The sequence below is a fragment of the Paenibacillus mucilaginosus 3016 genome (genome assembly GCF_000250655.1).
Classification (GTDB): domain Bacteria; phylum Bacillota; class Bacilli; order Paenibacillales; family NBRC-103111; genus Paenibacillus_G; species Paenibacillus_G mucilaginosus.
The window spans coordinates 7,158,310-7,176,221 of record NC_016935.1; the positions used below are offsets into that span (position 1 = coordinate 7,158,310).

Annotated in this window: 18 protein-coding genes and 1 other annotated feature; of the genes, 1 reads left to right on the forward strand and 17 read right to left on the reverse strand. The window is 60.4% G+C overall.

Annotation, left to right across the window (positions count from 1 at the left end):
- Window positions 1-3: 3 nt before the first annotated feature.
- The 14 genes from rplU to PM3016_RS29545 all read right to left on the reverse strand — a co-directional run bounded on the left by rplU (window position 4) and on the right by PM3016_RS29545 (window position 11,788).
- Window positions 4-315 carry a 50S ribosomal protein L21 gene (rplU, locus tag PM3016_RS29485; RefSeq protein ID WP_013920104.1) on the reverse strand — a complete coding sequence of 104 codons (312 nt, stop codon included), beginning with the start codon at window positions 313-315 and terminating at the stop codon, window positions 4-6.
- A gap of 12 nt (window positions 316-327) precedes the next feature.
- Window positions 328-413, reverse strand: a sequence feature (ribosomal protein L21 leader region).
- A 51-nt stretch (window positions 414-464) separates the two neighbouring features.
- A complete protein-coding gene (locus PM3016_RS29490; RefSeq protein ID WP_187296697.1) occupies window positions 465-1,712 on the reverse strand; it encodes an Rne/Rng family ribonuclease in 1,248 nt (415 codons plus the stop codon).
- 43 nt (window positions 1,713-1,755) lie between these two features.
- Window positions 1,756-2,661 carry a M50 family metallopeptidase gene (locus tag PM3016_RS29495; protein ID WP_013920106.1) on the reverse strand — a complete coding sequence of 302 codons (906 nt, stop codon included), beginning with the start codon at window positions 2,659-2,661 and terminating at the stop codon, window positions 1,756-1,758.
- Window positions 2,654-3,586, reverse strand: coding sequence for a M23 family metallopeptidase (locus PM3016_RS29500; RefSeq protein ID WP_014371951.1), 933 nt, complete (start codon window positions 3,584-3,586; stop codon window positions 2,654-2,656). Before PM3016_RS29500 ends, PM3016_RS29495 begins: the two co-directional genes overlap by 8 nt.
- Before the next feature lie 249 nt (window positions 3,587-3,835).
- Window positions 3,836-4,990: an FtsW/RodA/SpoVE family cell cycle protein gene (locus PM3016_RS29505; protein ID WP_013920108.1), complete on the reverse strand. Its 1,155-nt coding sequence runs from the start codon at window positions 4,988-4,990 to the stop codon at window positions 3,836-3,838.
- 6 nt (window positions 4,991-4,996) lie between these two features.
- A complete protein-coding gene (gene minD / locus PM3016_RS29510) occupies window positions 4,997-5,797 on the reverse strand; it encodes a septum site-determining protein MinD (protein WP_013920109.1) in 801 nt (266 codons plus the stop codon).
- Between the two features lie 120 nt (window positions 5,798-5,917).
- Window positions 5,918-6,583, reverse strand: coding sequence for a septum site-determining protein MinC (locus tag PM3016_RS29515; RefSeq protein WP_013920110.1), 666 nt, complete (start codon window positions 6,581-6,583; stop codon window positions 5,918-5,920).
- A gap of 467 nt (window positions 6,584-7,050) precedes the next feature.
- Window positions 7,051-7,215 carry a hypothetical protein gene (locus PM3016_RS40425; protein ID WP_014371952.1) on the reverse strand — a complete coding sequence of 55 codons (165 nt, stop codon included), beginning with the start codon at window positions 7,213-7,215 and terminating at the stop codon, window positions 7,051-7,053.
- Window positions 7,216-7,257: 42 nt separating this feature from the next.
- Window positions 7,258-7,785, reverse strand: a complete 528-nt coding sequence (gene mreD, locus PM3016_RS29520) for a rod shape-determining protein MreD (protein ID WP_013920111.1) — start codon at window positions 7,783-7,785, stop codon at window positions 7,258-7,260.
- Between the two features lie 5 nt (window positions 7,786-7,790).
- Entirely contained in the window at window positions 7,791-8,672 is an 882-nt protein-coding gene (mreC, locus tag PM3016_RS29525; protein WP_081473237.1) for a rod shape-determining protein MreC, read from the reverse strand.
- 133 nt (window positions 8,673-8,805) lie between these two features.
- A complete protein-coding gene (locus PM3016_RS29530) occupies window positions 8,806-9,840 on the reverse strand; it encodes a rod shape-determining protein (protein WP_013920113.1) in 1,035 nt (344 codons plus the stop codon).
- Between the two features lie 303 nt (window positions 9,841-10,143).
- Entirely contained in the window at window positions 10,144-10,833 is a 690-nt protein-coding gene (radC, locus tag PM3016_RS29535) for a RadC family protein (protein ID WP_013920114.1), read from the reverse strand.
- 59 nt (window positions 10,834-10,892) lie between these two features.
- On the reverse strand, window positions 10,893-11,498 hold the full coding sequence (locus PM3016_RS29540) for a Maf family protein (RefSeq protein ID WP_014371954.1): 606 nt from the start codon (window positions 11,496-11,498) through the stop codon (window positions 10,893-10,895).
- Window positions 11,499-11,545: 47 nt separating this feature from the next.
- A complete protein-coding gene (locus PM3016_RS29545) occupies window positions 11,546-11,788 on the reverse strand; it encodes a DUF4321 domain-containing protein (protein ID WP_013920116.1) in 243 nt (80 codons plus the stop codon).
- Between the two features lie 220 nt (window positions 11,789-12,008).
- Between PM3016_RS29545 and PM3016_RS29550 the strand changes: the two genes are divergently transcribed.
- On the forward strand, window positions 12,009-13,307 hold the full coding sequence (locus tag PM3016_RS29550; RefSeq protein ID WP_014371955.1) for an N-acetylmuramoyl-L-alanine amidase: 1,299 nt from the start codon (window positions 12,009-12,011) through the stop codon (window positions 13,305-13,307).
- Window positions 13,308-13,462: 155 nt separating this feature from the next.
- Here PM3016_RS29550 and PM3016_RS29555 read toward each other — a convergent pair whose 3' ends face one another.
- From PM3016_RS29555 to PM3016_RS29565, 3 genes are all read right to left on the reverse strand, one after another.
- Window positions 13,463-14,872, reverse strand: coding sequence for an SPOR domain-containing protein (locus PM3016_RS29555; RefSeq protein WP_014371956.1), 1,410 nt, complete (start codon window positions 14,870-14,872; stop codon window positions 13,463-13,465).
- A gap of 267 nt (window positions 14,873-15,139) precedes the next feature.
- Window positions 15,140-16,519 (reverse strand): UDP-N-acetylmuramate--L-alanine ligase, encoded by a 1,380-nt coding sequence (gene murC / locus PM3016_RS29560; protein ID WP_014371957.1) that lies wholly within the window; start codon window positions 16,517-16,519, stop codon window positions 15,140-15,142.
- Window positions 16,520-16,526: 7 nt separating this feature from the next.
- Window positions 16,527-17,912: a bifunctional folylpolyglutamate synthase/dihydrofolate synthase gene (locus tag PM3016_RS29565; protein ID WP_013920121.1), complete on the reverse strand. Its 1,386-nt coding sequence runs from the start codon at window positions 17,910-17,912 to the stop codon at window positions 16,527-16,529.

The window sequence follows — 17,912 nt, forward strand, 5'->3', positions numbered from 1 at the left end:
GGATTAGCCTTGGATCTTTTCGATTACGACTTTCGTGTATGGTTGACGATGACCTTGCTTGCGGCGGTAGTTCTTCTTCGCTTTGTACTTGAAAACGATGATCTTCTCGCCTTTGCCTTGCTTCTCAACTTTGCCGGATACGGTTGCGCCGGAAACGACCGGAGCACCTACCACGAGGCCGCTGTCCTTGGATACGGCCAGAACACGGTCGAATACTACCGCTTCGCCTTCACCAGCTGTCAGCTTCTCGATGTAAACTACATCGCCCTCTTGCACTTTGTACTGCTTGCCACCTGTTTCAATAATTGCGTACATTTGTTGCACCTCCCCATGTCTCAGACTCGCCTAAGCCAGGTGGCTTGGCCCCAAAGAGCCAGCACTTAAAGACCCGCTTCGTGCGGTTACAGCATGCTATAGCAACGCACCAAACTATATTACCACAGACGTATACCCAAAGCAACCTGTTATTTTTTATTCGATGGACTGAGCAGACCGCTGCCGCCGCAGGCCTGGCAGTACTGGGGCGCAGAGGCTTCCATGCTGTCGCGCACTTTCTTGCGCGTCATCTCGACAAGCCCCAGCCGGGTCCAGCCCGCCACGACCGCTTTGGTCCGGTCCTTGCGCACTTCCCGCTCCAGCTCCCCGAGCACCTGCGCCCGGTTCGCCTCCGTCTCCATATCGATAAAATCAATAATAATAAGTCCTCCGATATCGCGAAGCCGCAGAAGCCTGGCGATCTCTCTGGCCGCTTCCCTGTTCGTATCGAACACAGTCTGCTCCAGATCCACCCCGCCGGTATACTTGCCGGTATTGACATCAAACACCGTCAAGGCTTCCGTCTGATCAATGATCAGATAGCCGCCGTTCTCGAGCCATACTTTGCGTTTCAGGCTCATCTCCAGCTGCCTCGACGCCCCGTAATCGGCCATCGGGTCCACATCCCGGCGAAGCCGTACCCGCTCTGCAAGCTCCTGGGCCCCTGGAGCGGTGACCAGGCCGCGGATCTCCCGCAGCAGCTCCTCGCTGTTCACCACCAGCTCGTCCACGTCGCCCTTGAACAGGTCGCGCATCAGCCGCGGGAGCATCTGGAGGTCGCTGTAGATCTGCCGCGGGACAGCTCCCGGCTGCTTCGCCGCCTGCTCCAGCCTGTGCCAGCGCGAACGCAGATCCGCCAGATCCGCCGCAAGCGCCTCTTCGCTCTCTCCGAGAGCAGCCGTACGGACGATGAACCCTTCCCCGGTGAGCAGATGACGCTCCGCCATCCGCTTCAGCCGGTCACGGTCGGCCGCGCTTTCGATCTTGCGGGATACGCCCACATAATCGGCCTTGGGCATAAAGACACCGAACCGCCCCGGTATCGCATAATGGGTCGTCACCCTGGCCCCCTTCGTGCCCACAGGCTCCTTGGCGACCTGCACCATGATCTCCTGGCCGGTGCGCACCAGTTCGTGGACCGGCGGTTTTTCCTTGGGCTGTTTCTCTAGGTGGGCAGGGAGCAAATCGTCGATGTAGAGGAACGCATTGCGCTCCAGCCCCACGTCGACGAAGGCCGACTGCATGCCCTGCAGCACACGGGTGACCCGCCCGATATAGATATTGCCGGCGAGCTGTCCCTGATCCCGCCGGCCTTTGTAATATTCCACAAGCCTGCCGTCTTCCAGGACGGCAACCTCGGTATGTTCCACGTCACTTTTCACTAGTATCCGCTTCATGTCCGGCAGCACCCCGGCCTTATTGTACCATAACCGGGCCGTCTTAGGCGAAGACCTCCGCCACCGTCCGGGCGCGCCGGGCCTCGTCGAAGTAGCATTCCAGCAGCTTCTGCTCCGGCACCACCTGAAGGACCCGGCCCTGCCGGTCCATCACATACACCAGGTGGTAGCGGTCGCGCATGAAGAGCCCCACCACCTCGGAGATGCGTCTGGATCCCGCGACAATCAGCGGACCGGCCAGCGTGCCTCGGGCCTGCTGCCGCTCATAACGGCCTCCCCTGTGGACCAGAAAACGCATGAACCGGTAGGGAACCCCCTTCAGCTCGTACCAATTCGAGTAGAACAGGAAAATGCCTATGAGCAGCCAGTTGAGCTGTACACCGCCGCGTTCGGTGAAGAGATGGACCAGGGAAGCGGCCATGAGCAGCCCGCTCAGGACCAGGGATACGGCCGCCCCCACCTGCATCGTCCGCTGGTAAGGCAGCCACAGGCCGATGAGCACCTGCATGACCTTGCCCCCGTCGAGCGGCAGGACCGGCAGCAGGTTGAAGAGGGCGATGAGCAGATTCGCGCGGATAAAATAGTGCCCCCACTCCGGAGGCACGATCTGTATCGCGATAAGCCCGTAGGCCAGCGCGATCATCCACAGATTCTGCAGCGGTCCGGCCAGCGCCACGACCAGTTCTTCCCGTGCCGGTGCGCCTCCCGACTCTTCCACTACCGCCACCCCGCCGAAGGGCAGCAGCTGCACCTCCCGCACCCGCCAGCCGAAGCTGCGCGCCGCGGCCACATGACCGAGCTCATGAATGAACACAATCCCGAACAGCGTAGCCATCTCGGGCAAATATCCGGTGACTGCCGACAGCAGCAGCATGATGGAGAACAAGGGATGGAAGCGCAGCCGGATGCCGAACCATTCGTTCCAGACAAGCCGCCGCCCTTTAATCAAACGCGATCACATCCGCCGGATTGACCGCTTTGCCGTCTTTGGACATCACGGCGAAGAACAGGGTGCCGTCGCCGCCTCCCTCCGCAGGCTCCGCCACGGTACCGACGGTCTCGCCTCCCTTGATCCAGTCGCTGGCCTGGATGGTGCCGGGCTTCAGATGGCCGTAGACCGACTGGACCCCGTCCGTGTGCCGCACCACGACCGTGAATCCCGTATCCTCCTTGGTGCCTGCAAACTCCACCCTCCCTGTGTCCAGCGCCGCTACCGGCGCCCCGGCCGGAGCCGAAACCAGCACACCGCCCTGTACGGGGGTGAACGGGGCGATCAGCTTGCCCTGCACCGGTGCGAAGTAGTGCTTGGCCACCGAGTCAACCTTCTCGACCTCCTCCTGATGCTTGGCCGGATTCATGGCCGGAAGAAAGGAAGGAATGCTCCCGAAGCTCTCCTCGTACCAGGCAGCGATGGCATTCACGTTGACGGATTCGTTCAGCTGGGCGGTTACCAGCTCGCGGCCTTTGTCGGCCCAGGGATGCTCCCATTGGAAAAGTTCCCACACGCCGGCAAATAGCAGCCCGCTGAGCAGCACCTTGACCGCAAAGCGCCGGCCCGCCCCGTCCGGCTGGGGGCCTCCCCCGCCGCCGGGGTAGGACGTCCGCCCGTCGTAACGCGACCACTCCTGCTGCCACTTGCGGTTCCACTCCGCTTCGGGATCAGGGCCGTACTCCCGGCCTTGTCCCTCCCGCAACCACGGCGGCGGAGCTTCCTCCCCCTCCGGCCTCGGTCCCCTCTCCTGGCCCGGTTCCCGGTAGACCGGGAACTCCCAATGTCCCGCCTCCGGCCCCCAATCGGTACGGCGGCCTGTCCCCTGCTGGAGCTGGCGGAGCTTCTCCGTCCGGCGTTCCCGAATGTTTTTTCTCGTATCCATGCACCCTTCTCCTCCTGCCGCCATAGCTTCTCCTTACCATCCTATGAGCTTGTACGCGAGAATATACAAGAGTCCCCAGGACGCTTGGAGGGGAAGGAGAGGAGCGTGGGCATATCCGGTAGGGGCAGGTATGGGCAGGCAAACTCTTGCCGCAGCATGTAAGTATGGCGCTCCTCATGGGCTTCGGCACAGCAAAAAAGACACCTGAGGCAGGTGTCTTTCCATCTAGTTTGTTATCTTGAACATCCCTCAATCTTCGTCAAGCAGCATATCGTCATGAAGCTTGATGCTCATCACAAGGCCCATCGCAATCATGTTAATGAGCAGCGAGGTGCCGCCATAGCTGATAAACGGCAGCGTGATCCCCGTCAGCGGCATAATGCCGATCATCATGCCGATGTTCTGGAAAATCTGGTACACGAGCATCGAGACGATGCCGACCACGATATACGAACCCGAATAATTCTTGCAGTGCAGCGAGATCAGAATCATCCGGTAAATCAGCACAAAATACATGAGCAGCAGCGCCGAGGAGCCCACGAAGCCGAACTCCTCCCCTACGACCACGAAGATCGAGTCGGTGTAAACGACCGGGATGAAGTTGCTGTGCACGGAGGAACCTTGCAGGTACTTCTCCCCGAGCAGGGAGCCCGATCCGATCGCCCGGATCGCATTATCCACGTGATACCTCGCATTGGAGGAAGCCGAGGATGGATCGATCAGCGTCAGAATCCGGGGCATCCAGTGCGTGGTAATGTCCTTGGCTTCCAGATAAGCCTTCAGCGGGTCATAATAATGCTTGAACAGGTACAGGAACAGCGCCGCGGAGCCGATGAACACGGTCGATCCGATGAGCACATACGACAGCCGAATATTGCCGATCCAGAACATGCCGAGCAGAATCACACACAGGATAATGGCGTTCCCGATATCCGGCTGGATGACGACAAGCCCGATCGGCAGCGCCGCCAGCAGCCCTACCGGCACGACATCCCTTGCCAGCTGAAGCGTTTCTCCCCTGCGCTTGGCCATAAAGGAAGCCAGCGTCACGATGAGGATGATCTTCACCAGCTCCACCGGCTGGAAGTCGAGTCCGAAGCCGAGCCGGAACCAGCCCCGCGCCCCGTTCAGGTTCACGCCGAGGAAGTACACCGCGATCAGGAGCACGATGCCCACGCCGTACAAATAGTAAGCCACCTTGGTCAGCACGCGGTAATCCACAATCATAGCTGCGGTGAAGCCGAGCAGGGAAACGACATAGATCAGAGCCAGCTTCTTCGGATCGAAGGTGAGCTCCGCGTTGCCTGTCAAGGTCGCGCTGTAAACCAAAGCGGTGCTGATGGCCATGAAACAGAGCAGTATGACAACGATGGGCACATCGATTTTCTTCAGTTTATGCAGCACTTACCCTCATCCGCCCATTCCCAAAAACTTTTTCATTCTGCCGAACATGCCCGGCTTCTCTTCGAGCGGCATCAGCGGCACCGTATCTCCAAGCATCCGCCGAGCGATATTGCGGTATGCGATCGCCGCGCGGGAGTTCGGGTTCATGACGGTGGGCTCGCCGATATTGGCGGCCTTGATGACATACTCGTCGTCCGGCACGATGCCGAGCAGGTCGATCGCGAGCACCGAGCAGATCTCGTCGATGTCGAGCATCTCGCCCTTCTTGACCATGTTCGGACGGATCCGGTTGATGATGAGCTTCGGCGATTCCACCCCCGGCTCCTTCTCCAGAAGACCGATGATCCGGTCGGCGTCGCGCACGGCCGCGTTCTCCGGAGTCGTAACGACGATGGCTTTGTCCGCACCGGCCACCGCATTCTTGAAGCCCTGCTCGATACCTGCAGGACAGTCGATGATGACATAGTCAAAATCCCGTTTGAGCTCCAGCACAATCTGGCGAACCGCTTCGGGCGTGATGGCGCTCTTGTCTTTGGTCTGCGCCGCCGGCAGCATATACAGTTCGTCGAACCGCTTGTCCTTGACAAGCGCCTGCGGAAGACGGCACCGTCCTTCGGCCACGTCGATCAGATCATAGATAATCCGGTTCTCCAGTCCCATGACCACATCCAGGTTGCGGAGGCCGATATCCGTATCGACCATGACCACTTTCTTGCCCTGCAGGGCCAAAGCCGTCCCGATGTTGGCCGACGTTGTCGTCTTGCCGACACCGCCCTTCCCTGAAGTGATGACGATTGCTTCTCCCATAGGTTTCACTCCTACTCCCTTAAGATAAACGGTTACCATTCTGCGTGAACGGGGGCTCGTTTATATAACATGACATGTTGTTGAAGAAAAAGAGGACGGACCACTCCACCCGCCGGAACTTCAAGTGTACTGGTTCAGGCTGAATTTGTGGAGATGGTGGATTTTGTCGATCTCCATCTTCCCTTCCTTTACGTAGGCAAATTCCATATACGTATCGAAAGAGTCCCCGAGTCCCCATTCGTCGGGCGGCCGGGAGATGATTCCGGCGATGCGCAGCTGCGTGGGCCTCATATGAGAGGCGGCGATGATCGCCCGCTCGTCCCCGTCCACTCCCGCATGCGCCATCCCGCGAAGCGAACCCATGATATATATGCTCCCGGTGGAAATGATCGTCCCTCCCGGGTTCACATCGCCCATGAACATGATGTTTCCATCGTGGGTGAGCGTCTGTCCGGAACGCACCATCCCCCGTACCATCCGCACTTCCGCCGGATCCGGATCCGTCTTCTGATGCGACGGGTCCAGCGTCTCGACGGACTGGATGAGCAGATTCCCCTTGGAGGAGATAATCCCCCGTACCTGCTCCTTCTGCTCCTCCGTCACGACGCGGCTTCCCAGCTTCACGTGGACATGAATAATAGGGCCGGTCAGGATCTGCTGATGGGTTTTCTCCAGCTTGTGCTTCAGCTCGGCGAGCACCTCCGAGAATTCGCAGGAATCGTCGAGCAGGAACACAAGCCCTTCTTTCACGCCTTTGATCGTCACATGATGTTTTGCTGCCGCCATAAACGCTCCTACCTTACTGCTTAAGATAAACGGCTTGGCCGTCCTTCCAAGGACGATACGCGTTTAGTCCAAATTACAGATGCCCGTAACGAGCTTAGGCGGGCCGGATGTTCTGTAATTTGATGATAAACGGCTGCGCCTTCCTCTGTCGAGGCTGCGCGTTTATCCCTTGCTATCGGATGACAGAGTACAAGCATCTCTCGGCGGACGCTGAGTTTCCGATAGGTGAAGATAAACCGCTGGGCCGTCCACCGGGGACGGTACGGCGTGCTGAAGCCGCCTTCGGAAAAGACGGAGGCACGTGACCCGAATACCGGACGGCCGCCGACGGCATGCAAAGCCGGCAGCCGCTTGCGGTACCCTGAGGGGTCCATCCATGCCTTCGGCGTCCTTGGGCAAGGGACATGGCGTCAAGTTCCGCCCGGCCCAAAGCCGGGGTCTTCCGAACACAGCCGGCTCCGCCGCCTTCAGGTCAGCACAAAGCCGCAGACCAAGGCGGCGGCGGGTGTGGCGTCCAGGGCCTCCCCACCGCCGCCGTACCGGCTGCGACCCGCCTTCCCGCCGTGGATGCACCCGCCTTCCCGCCGTGGATGCACCCGGCTTGCCGCTCTGATTCCCTTAAGCCTATACATTTCGGCTTCGCCTGCTTGTTCTCCTGCCGGAGGGCAGGAAAATTATTCTGCCTCCTCCTTGGAGACCACGGGCAGGCTCTCGAACAGCCGGCGGGCCGGCACGTAGATCGCCAGGGCGAACAGCAGATTGATCAGCATACTCGGCAGCATCTGGTGAAAGAACATCCATTGGAAATCGACATGCGTCACGCGGAACAGGCGGTACAGTGCGAACAGCACCGCATCATAGAACAGGTTGCCGGCTCCGATGACCAGCATGCTGATCAGAATGGAAGAATAGATTCTTCCCTGCATCAAGCCCGCCACATATCCCGCCAGCCCCATGCCGAACGCGACCGGTCCGAGCATCGGCGAGTAATGGATGAAGTCGTGCAGGATGCCGAACACCAGCCCGAAGGCCAGTGCCGTATGGCGGTTGATATAGAGACCGATATAAATAACGATAACCAAAACAAAGTGCGGAATAATTTGAATATGACTCTGCCATGCGGCAGGAATCAGCCACGGCATCAGCGTGCTTTCCAGCAAAAAGAGGAGGAAGAGAATGAGCCATAATTTCCCATATCTCATACCGGCTACTTCGCCTCCGGAACATCGACGACGAAGACTTCACGCAGATGGGTAAACGAAGCGAACGGCTCAATCGTCGCGACATAGGTGATCCCGAAGTCTCCCTGGCGCTTTTCCACCACTTTGCCGACCTCGATCCCATATGGGAATACCAGCCCTTTGCCGGAGGTGATCACCGTATCCCCGGGCTGGATGTCATCCCCCGGTTCGATCTTGGTCATGAGCAGCAGCCCCGTATCGGCATCCACCGTCTCCAGCACGCCGAACGACTTGTTTTCCTTCCCCTTGACGGTCAGGGCGATCGCCTTGGAGAATACGCCGCTCCCTGCATCGGCTTCCACGGACGCCTTGTCATCAATGCCTGTAATCAGCTGCACGTCGGCATAGAAGTTGGAGACCGACACGATTCGTCCTACAAGCCCGGCCACCGAGACCACAGCCATATTGGCCCGGATCCCGTCCTTCTCCCCGAGATTGATCGTTACCATCTTCTGTGCCTGCTTATAGTCGACAACCTCCGCAATCCGGAAGTTGTATTTGTTCATCTGTTTCTGCCGCTCGGTAAAGGCCAGGGCCTCTTCCAGGCGCTTGTTCTTCTCAAGAAGATCGTTCAGCAGCGTCGTATCCCGCGCATATTTCGTTACGGTCTGGCGAAGCACCTGGTTCTCCTCATATACAGTACGAAAGCCCCGGATGTCCTCGAACAATCCGGCTATGTATCCGACGGGCTTGTAGATCATCCCCTGAACCCAGGAAACCGTGTCTTTCACGAACCGCTCCGGCCATGTCTGATATCCCCGGTTTCCGAACGTCAATCCCATCAGCGCAATAAAGAGGATCAGCCCCAGCATCAAAATGAGCAGTCTCTTATTCCCGAGTAATTTCACTTCTCCTGCACCTTCCAACCTTTCCTTCAGAATTGGCCCTGCCTCATGTCTGATCTTACAGCAACCTAAGGGTTAAGCCGGACGGAACGAGGCATTGTGTACCCGCACCGCCCGGCTTCTATGGGACAATTCATCAACGTCTGGCTTTGGATGTAGGACCCGAACGCGTCTTGAACAGATGAATGTTCTCGAGCGCCCGGCCCGTGCCGATCGCCACGCAGTCGAGCGGATTCTCCGCTACGAGAACCGGCATGCCCGTCTCGCGGGAGAGCAGCTTGTCGAGGTTGCGCAGCAGGCCGCCTCCGCCCGTAAGCACGATCCCGCGGTCCATAATGTCGGCCGCGAGCTCCGGCGGACACTTCTCCAGCGTGACCTTCACGGCTTCGACGATGCTGAACACGGTATCGGCCAGCGCGTCGGTGATCTCCTCGGAGGTGACCGCCATCGTCTTCGGCAGCCCGGATACGAGGTCGCGGCCGCGGATCTCGAAGCGGGTCGGCGCGTCCATCTGCAGCGCGGAGCCGATCTCCATTTTGATCGCTTCGGCCGTGCGCTCCCCGATCATCAGGTTGTAGGTGCGCTTGATGTACTGGATGATCGCATCATCCATCTCGTCGCCCGCCACCCGGATCGAGCGGCTGGTCACAATGCCGCCGAGGGAGATGACGGCGACTTCCGTCGTTCCGCCCCCGATATCGACGACCATGGAGCCGGTCGGCTCCCACACCGGGAGATCGGCGCCGATAGCGGCCGCGAACGGCTCTTCAATCGTGTAGGCGTCGCGTGCGCCCGCCTGCCGGGTCGCATCTTCGACAGCACGCTTCTCGACGGCCGTGATGCCCGAAGGAACGCACACCATCACGCTCGGATGGCGCTGGAAGAGGTAGCGCTGCTTCTGTGCCTGGCGGAGGAAGTACTTGATCATGGTCGAGGTCGTCTCGAAGTCGGCGATGACCCCGTCCTTCATCGGGCGGATGGCACGGATGTTGCCCGGCGTACGGCCGATCATCATCTTGGCGTCGTTGCCGACGGCCTCGATGGTTTTGGTATCGGTGCGGATCGCGACGACGGACGGCTCGCGAACCACGATCCCTTTTCCTTTGACATAAACGAGCGTATTGGCCGTGCCCAGGTCAATCCCCAGGTCTTTCGTAAATCCTCCGAACATAGTTGGTGCTCCCTTCTGTATTTGAACGCAAATTTCTCGGAATAGGCAAAAAGCAGGATGGGTTTACTCCGCAGCAGCACAAGCGATGATATGTACCCAGGAGGCAGCGTTTGCTTGGCAATCGGACATGCCTGTCCGGCAGCCGGCCCGGAGTAAACAACGGTTGCGCCCGTCCGTAGACGAACGCTCTTGTATGAAATTAACGAAGGTTCGCCGGCGGAATGCCGGGAAGCCGTACGATGGTTTCATGTCCAATCAGGCCGAACCCCGACGCTTGCGGGTCGAAACCTGCACTTCATTATATTACATGTATCCGAGCTCCTTCAAACTCACGAAGCGCTGGTCTCCGATGACCAGATGATCCAGCACCTCGATGCCGACAATCTCCCCGGCTTCCGCCAGTCTTCTTGTCAGCGCAATATCCTCCGGGCTCGGGGTCGGGTCCCCGCTGGGATGGTTGTGCGCACAGACGATCGAAGCGCTGCTGCGTTTGATCGCCGAGCGGAACACCTCCCGTGGATGAACGATCGAAGCGTTGAGGCTGCCCATCGACAGCGTCTCCCGCCCGATCACATGATTCTTCGTGTTCAGAAACAGACAGACGAAATGTTCTTTCTGAAGGTAACGCAAATCCTCCATGAGCAGATTGGCGGCATCCTGCGGCGAGCGGATCGTTACCGTCTCGTTCAGGCCGCTGCGCGCCATCCGCCGGCCGAGCTCGATGCCCGCCCGGATCTGCAGCGCCTTCGCGGAGCCGATCCCCTTGATGCTTGTCATCTGCTCCAGGCTCATATCGCTCAGGCTCCGCAGGCCTCCGGATTCGCGCAGGAGCCGCTGGGCCACATGGACCGCGGACTCCTGGTAGGTACCGGTGCGAAGCAGAATCGCCAGCAGTTCCGCGTTGCTTAAGGCTTCCGCCCCGTAGTGGATCATCCTCTCGCGGGGCCGGTCTTCTAGGTGTAGTTCACGCAGTGTGTAATTCGGCGATTCCATGGGTGCCGCTTAACTCCCCCTTCAAGTAGTACGAAACACCATTATAGCACGTCCACGCCCTAAATGACAGCGACTCCCAGACGTTCCAGAAGCTTCGACAGCAGGCTAAGCGGCAGTCCCACAACGTTGAAATAATCGCCCTCAATCCGGTCGATCATCGTCGCGCCCAGCCCCTGAATCGCGTAGGAGCCGGCCTTGTCCATCGGCTCGCCGGAGGCGATATAACGGCGGATCTGGGCTTCCGTGAGCGGGTTCATGTACACCTCGGTCACCCGGTGCTCCGTCAGGCGCTCGCCCGTTACCAGATCGAAACAGGCCACGCCGCTGTATACCTGGTGCCTGCGCCCCTGCAGGGAGCTCAGCATGCGGAAGGCATCCTCTTCGTCCTGCGGTTTGCCGAGCACCTGCCCGTCCAGCACGACGATCGTATCGGAACCAATGACAATGCCGTCCGCCGGACCCTCTTCCTTACAACGTTCGTACACTGCGCCCGCTTTGCGGGCGGAGAGCTCCTCCACGATCTGTGCGGGCGTGAGCCCCGGTTCCGTCGTCTCGTCCACATCGCTGACGCGGATCGCATAAGGAAGGCCCAAGGCCCCAATAAGCTCCTGGCGCCGCGGAGAAGAGGAAGCCAGAATCAAGGTGCGCGTGTCGGTTATTGTCATAAAAACAGTCCCTCGTTTCGAATAAGTTTCTTGGCTGACCCACCTCGTTACAGCTTGCGGAAAATCCAGAATCCGAGAGCGAGCCCCAGGATGCCGATCAGGTTCAGCCGGATCTGCAGGTCGAGGTCATACCTGATCACAAGCAGATCCGCCTTGGGCTGCCAGGTCAGCGTGACCGACTTCGTCAAGAAGCCGAGATACGGATAGGGCGCCAGCAGCTGGCCGATGAGCGTGCCCGCGATCAGGCAGACCAGCAGCAGCAGAATCAGGGTGAGCGAATTCTTCTTCAAGATGTAGGATACCTCTTTCGGACGGTAGTCAATTCACGCCAAAGCGCTATAGTCAAAAATTATTATAGCATATTTTGGCTTCCCTTCATGGGGATTTTGGCGCCGGACCGGGGCTGCCGGGCCCTTGGCACCGGGCCCCTCGGGAGGGGAAAGTTGCTTGCTTACAGCGCTAGGTAGGCCATGTACAATGAACAAATGAGAACAGGAAGGAGTGACGGCCATGAGTAAGCCTTGGGCGCGAGCCGCCCTGCTGGCGCTCGGCCTTCTGATCCTGCCCGGCCAGGCCGGTGCGGCCAAAGTGGTGCTCGATCCCGGACACGGCGGATCCGATCCGGGAGCGGTAGGCGTCAACGGACTCTACGAGAAAACGGTGAACTTCGACATCACCACCCGGGTCAGGGAGCTGCTGGTGAAGCAGGGCTACGAGGTGGTACTATCGAGGGAAACCGACAGCTATATGTCGCTGCAGGACCGCGTAACCTTCAAGGACAGCCAGTCGGCCGATCTGTTCGTATCGATCCACGCCAATTCGTACGGCAGCCCGGATGTGCGGGGGGCTATGGTACTGTATTACGACGATGCCTATCCGCAGGAGAGCTATCCGGCCAGCGAGGCGATGAAGGTGCTCACCCCGCAGAGCCGGCAGCTCGCGCAGGAGGTGCTTGACGCTTTCGTTGCCGAAAGCGGAATGCAGAACCGCGGGCTCGTCCCGAGCGCGGTCTACGTCGTGCGCAACGGCACGATGCCGAGCATTCTGGTCGAGACCGGGTTCCTCTCGAACGCCGCGGATGCCGCGCTCCTCGCCCGGGACAGCGTCCGGGAGTCGATGGCCCGCGGGATCGCCTCCGGCATCGCGGCGTACCTGCCTCCGGGCACGGTGTTCCCGGACCTTACGGGACACTGGGCCCGCGAAGCGGTCCTGCGGCTGAAGGCGCAGGGCCTGGTGGAAGGCGCCGCGGGCGGGCGGTACGAGCCCCGGCGGGTGCTCACGAGAGCGGAATGGGTGACGCTGCTCGGCAGGCTCTTCGACCTGCCGCAGGCGGCGGCAGGGAGCGGATGCTCCGCCGGCGGAGCCGGCAGCAGCGTATCCGGCGCCGTGTACGGCGGCGGGGAAGGCTGCCGGCCGGAGGCCGCGCGGGGGGCTGCCGCGTTCCGTGACGTGAACGCGGGGCACTGGGCCTTCGCCGCCCTCGACAAGGCGGTGAAGGCGGGCGTGCTGGAGGGCTACCCCGACGGCACGCTGCGGCCCGACCGTCCGGTGACCCGGGCGGAAGTGGCCTCGCTCCTGCAGCGCCTGTCCGGCGCTGCCGAGGGGCAGGCGCACCCGTTCGGCGACGTGCCTGCCGGCTACTGGGCCGAAGGCTCAATCGCCGGGCTGCGGAACACCGGATGGATCGACGGCGTCAGCGCGGACCGCTTCGCGCCGGAGAAAGGCATGACCCGGGCGGAAGCGGCCGCCCTGCTCGACCGGTACACGGCCGCAGCCGGAAGGTCAGCCGTCCCGGCTGACGGCAGATAACTTGATGATGTAGTGTAGACGATGCAGGCCTGCCCAAAGTCGCGTGCCGTCCCCAAAAGGGCAGGCGCGGACCGAGGCCCCTACGGCAAACAGCCAAAGCATACCCGCAGATTGCGGAAGCTTTGGCTGTTTGTCGTTTTTGCTGTGAGGCACGGTTACGGCTGGGCCGCGGTCGTCATGAGCTCCTTCTCCGCCACAAGGTACTGAAGCAGCGCACCCTGTGCCTGCCACAGGATGGCATGCGACGGATTCTTCTTATACTCGCCCAGCGCATTCACCGCCGTATTCAGCGCATTATTCATCTTCGGCAGCAGGGTCTTGCCTGCTTCACCCAAGCCGTCGCTGACCGCGGAAGCTCCCGCCGCCCACGCCACATGCGACGTCTTGATCGTCTGAAGCGCCTTCTCGTCAATCGGGCCCGGCTCCGATTCTTTCAGCTTGGCTGCGGTCTGGGAGGCCGCCTGCTGCACGATCGAGGCTCCCTGCGAGATGTAGGTTTGGAAGACCTCCGCCCCCTTCCCGTTCCACCTTACTTTCTTGGCTCCCGGCACCTCGAAGGACTTGACCATCACCTCTTGCTGCCCCTGCAGTCCCTGGGCGAGACCGAGCGCGTCATCCCGGTTCGTCGTGACCCCCAAATAAACCGTGTTCTTGTCGCTGATCTCGGTGACCGCCTCAATCCCTTTCTTGCGCAGATCCCCGGCGAAGGTCTCCGCCGCTGCGGCGGTGCCGAATACCCCGCCCTGCAGGATCGTATAAGAGCGTGCCGGCAGATTGACGGCAGCCGACGCTCCCGGGAGCGCCCCTGCTGCAGCCGCCGGTTCGGTACCGGCCTTGGCGCTGCCGGCCGCGCCCCCCTTCGCCCCGGTGCCCTGAGGCGATATTACCGGTGCGTCCTTCCCCGGCACCGCCCCCGGCTCGCCGCCGGTGAACATCGACAGCACCAGGAAGCCGAAGGCTACCCCGGTCACTACCGCTCCCATCACCGAAGCCGTAATTTTGAGCCAGGATCCCTGCTGGGGAGGCCGGGTGTAATAGCCGTTGTCCGTCACCCGGCTGAAGCGGGAACCGGATGGCTCTTGTCCGCCGCGGGCGCTGTCCCGGCCGACATAGCCGGTCTCGCCGTCATAGACATCCGCCGGCTTCGAGTGCTCCGAATGCCGGATGAGCTTCTCAACCCGCTCCTCCTCCGGATCGAACGAGCTCTGCCAGGCGCCGAACTCGCTCCCGTACCCCTGACGGGACTCGGCCTCCGGCTCCAGCAGCAGCCACCCTTTCGACGCGGCCGGCGGTACGTCGTCCCGTGGAACATTCCCTGCAGCGGACACAGCTTCTTCCGGCTGCGCCTGGGTGCCCCGGCCGAATTGCCTGTCCGCCGCTTCCGGACGGAAGCGGACAAGCTCCGCTTCCCGTTCCGCAGGTGTTGCTTCCGTGCTGGGTTCCGGCTTCTTCTTTTCCTCAACCACCTCGTACTCTTCTCGGCGCAGCGGAATGACCCGCGCTTCCCCCCGCCCGCTTTCCGTTTTGGAGCTATTATATCGGAATGTCATTTTGGCCTTGTTCATCGTACTCAGCACTCCCTTGTCCCATTATCGTATTACTAGACTATGAGACTTGGGAGAGAAGTAGAACCTTCCGGATACATCCGGGCGGAAGCCCAGGCAAAAAAGAGGAATAAGAGCGGCCGCCATCCCGCATCCTAACAGCAAGCAGGTTCGGATTCATCGCAGGGGACAGCCGGATGTTCAGCACCGGCCCCCCGGCTCCCTTCGGATAAAGAAAAACCCGGCTCCTGAAGGACAGGAACCGGGATATGCTAAAGCTGCCTTGCCTTACGCACCGCGGGCTTCCAGCGCTTTGGCCAGGCCGTCCGCAGCCTTCCAGATGTCGCCCGCGCCCATGGTGAGTACGAGATCGCCGGGCTGCACGGAGCCGAGGAGATAGTTCTGCACTTCCTCCTTGGTCGGTACATAAGCTACGTTCGCATTGCTGTTCTGGCGGATGAGCTCCACGAGCTTCGCCGACGTGATGCCCTCGATCTGCTTCTCGCCCGCAGGAGAGTAGATATCGGTGATAATCACCTCGTCCGCATCGGGGAACGCCCGGCTGAACTGCTCAAAAAGGAAATACGTCCGCGTATAGCGCTGCGGCTGGAACACGGCGATGATCCGCTTGCCGGTCGCCTTCGCCGCCAGGATCGTCGCTTCGATCTCCGTCGGATGGTGGGCGTAGTCGTCGATTACGAGGATGTCGTTCACCTCGCCGAGCACCTGGAATCTGCGCTTCGCGCCGCGGAACTCCTTGATCGCTTCCGCCACCTGGGCGAACGTCAATCCCGCCTCCATGCAGGTAATCAGCGTGGCCATCGCGTTGTAGACGTTGTGCTTGCCCGGAACCGACAGCGAGATCGTGCCGAGCAGCTGCCCGCCGCGCATCACCTCGAACGACACTTTACGGTCGCCCAGCACGATGTTGTGCGCCGTCACGTCGGCATCGGAATGGATGCCGTAGGTGATGACCTCACTCTGAATCTGTGGAATCATCCCGGACAGATAGGCATCGTCCAGACAAACCACGGCTTTGCCGTCCGCCTTCACCTGACTGAGGAACTGGGCGTACGCCTTCTTGAGATTCTCAAAATCCCCGTTGTAGTTCTCGAGATGGTCGGCCTCAATATTGTTCACCAGCGCAATGGTCGGATGGTACTGGAGGAACGAGCCGTCGCTCTCGTCCGCTTCCGCCACGACCCAGTCCCCTTTGCCCGCCTTGGCATTGCTGCCCACGTTCATGATCTCCCCGCCGATAATGAAGGTCGGGTCCGAGCCGCAATGCTCGAGCACCAGCGCGATCATGGATGACGTTGTCGTCTTTCCGTGCGCGCCGGCCACCGCAATCCCCTTCTTCGCATTCATGAGCCGGGCCAGCATCTGGGAACGGTGAAGAATCGGAATGTTGAGCTCTTCCGCTGCAGCCATCTCGACGTTGTCCTTGGACAGCGCCGTGGAATAGACGACGACGTCCGCCCCTTTGACATTCTCCGCCTCGTGCCCGATGAAGACCTGCGCGCCCTTGGCCGCCAGCTTCTCCGTCAGTTCCTGCTGCGCCAGATCGGATCCCGAAACTTGATAGCCCATCTCCAGCATTACTTTGGCGATCGCGCTCATGCCGTACCCGCCAATGCCGATAAAATGGATATGCTCCGATGTATTCATGCTCGTTTCACCAGCCCTTTTCAGAATCGGATTGATGCTTTACCCAGGAACGGACGTCCCCGATCAAATATAACGTTCCGGAGACCACGGCGAGATCGTCCTCTTCCGTCAACCGCTGCGTCAGGTCCAAGGCGGCCTTCCAGTTCGGCTCCACGATAACCTCCACATCCGTACGGCCCAGCTCTTCGAGCAGCGTCCGTGCCAGGGCCGCCAGGTCTGTGGCCTGTGCTTTCTTGAGCCATTCGGGTTCGGTCAGAATTAATGTGTCCACTAGAGGTAGTATATGCCTGAAATAGCCCGTATGATTCTTGTTCGACAGCATCCCCATCATAAAATGAAGCTTGCGGTACCGGTACGTCTCCCGGAGTGTGGAGGCGAGCATCTGCGCCCCCTCCGGGTTGTGCGCTCCGTCGATGAGCAGCCGCGGGGACTCCGAGAGGAGCTCCAGCCGGCCCGGCCACTGCGTGCGCTTCAGCGCGGCGAGCAAATCCTCGTCATCGATGATCAGCGCATAGTACTGCCGCAGCACTTCCAGCGTCATGAGTGCGGTGGCCGCGTTCTTCACCTGGTGCGGCCCGTTCATGGAGATGACGGCTTCCGGAATCCCCCGGAACACCCCGTGGAATGAGAACGTCTGCCGGTTCTCTTCCGCCGAGGACCTCTCGTAACGGAAATCGCGTCCGAGCAGGTACAGCGTGCTCTTCTTCTTCTTGGCCGCCTCCGTCACCACTTCGATGACTTCCGGCTGTTCCACGGCGCTCACAACGGGAACGCCCGCCTTGATAATCGCCGCTTTCTCCGCTGCAATCTCCGGCAGGGTCTCTCCAAGGAAGTCCATATGGTCATACCCGATGTTGGTGATGACCGAGACGAGCGGGGTAACGATGTTCGTGGAATCGAGCCGTCCGCCCATCCCCGTCTCCCAGACGACGAAGTCCGGATAAGCGATACGCGCAAAATATTCGATGGCGAGGACCGTCGAAATCTCGAACATGGACGGCTGCCCGAATTCTTCCGCCACCCGGTCGACGACCGGCTTCACCTTGTTGGCTACGCGAAGCAGATCCTCGTCGCTGATGTTGACGCCGTTCAGGCGGATCCGTTCATTGTAGGACTCGATGTAGGGGGATGTGAAGGTCCCTACATCGTAGCCCCCGCTGCGGATAGCTTCCGTCAGGAAGGCGCACACCGATCCCTTGCCGTTGGTCCCGGCCACGTGGATGAATTTCAGCCTCCGGTGCGGATCATCCAGATATTCCATCAGCTTCTCCATCCGCTCCAGGCCCGGCTTGATGCCCGCCAGGGGAATGAAGCGGACGATCCAGTCGACCGCTTCCCGTGCGGTTTGGAACGGCGCCGCCGTTCCCGCTTGGTTCTCTTCTGCTGCACTCAT

Bases quoted from the DNA above. Each gene is read 5' to 3' on its own strand.
- PM3016_RS29490 (WP_187296697.1), bottom strand. From the start codon at position 1,712: ATGAAGCGGATACTAGTGAAAAGTGACGTGGAACATACCGAGGTTGCC.
- PM3016_RS40425 (WP_014371952.1), bottom strand. From the start codon at position 7,215: ATGTATAGGCTTAAGGGAATCAGAGCGGCAAGCCGGGTGCATCCACGG.
- PM3016_RS29555 (WP_014371956.1), bottom strand. From the start codon at position 14,872: ATGAACAAGGCCAAAATGACATTCCGATATAATAGCTCCAAAACGGAA.
- rplU (WP_013920104.1), bottom strand. From the start codon at position 315: ATGTACGCAATTATTGAAACAGGTGGCAAGCAGTACAAAGTGCAAGAG.
- murC (WP_014371957.1), bottom strand. From the start codon at position 16,519: ATGAATACATCGGAGCATATCCATTTTATCGGCATTGGCGGGTACGGC.
- PM3016_RS29550 (WP_014371955.1), top strand. From the start codon at position 12,009: ATGAGTAAGCCTTGGGCGCGAGCCGCCCTGCTGGCGCTCGGCCTTCTG.
- PM3016_RS29500 (WP_014371951.1), bottom strand. From the start codon at position 3,586: ATGGATACGAGAAAAAACATTCGGGAACGCCGGACGGAGAAGCTCCGC.
- PM3016_RS29540 (WP_014371954.1), bottom strand. From the start codon at position 11,498: ATGACAATAACCGACACGCGCACCTTGATTCTGGCTTCCTCTTCTCCG.
- mreD (WP_013920111.1), bottom strand. From the start codon at position 7,785: ATGAGATATGGGAAATTATGGCTCATTCTCTTCCTCCTCTTTTTGCTG.
- radC (WP_013920114.1), bottom strand. From the start codon at position 10,833: ATGGAATCGCCGAATTACACACTGCGTGAACTACACCTAGAAGACCGG.
- PM3016_RS29565 (WP_013920121.1), bottom strand. From the start codon at position 17,912: ATGAGTGCAGCAGAAGAGAACCAAGCGGGAACGGCGGCGCCGTTCCAA.
- PM3016_RS29530 (WP_013920113.1), bottom strand. From the start codon at position 9,840: ATGTTCGGAGGATTTACGAAAGACCTGGGGATTGACCTGGGCACGGCC.
- minD (WP_013920109.1), bottom strand. From the start codon at position 5,797: ATGGGAGAAGCAATCGTCATCACTTCAGGGAAGGGCGGTGTCGGCAAG.
- PM3016_RS29515 (WP_013920110.1), bottom strand. From the start codon at position 6,583: ATGGCGGCAGCAAAACATCATGTGACGATCAAAGGCGTGAAAGAAGGG.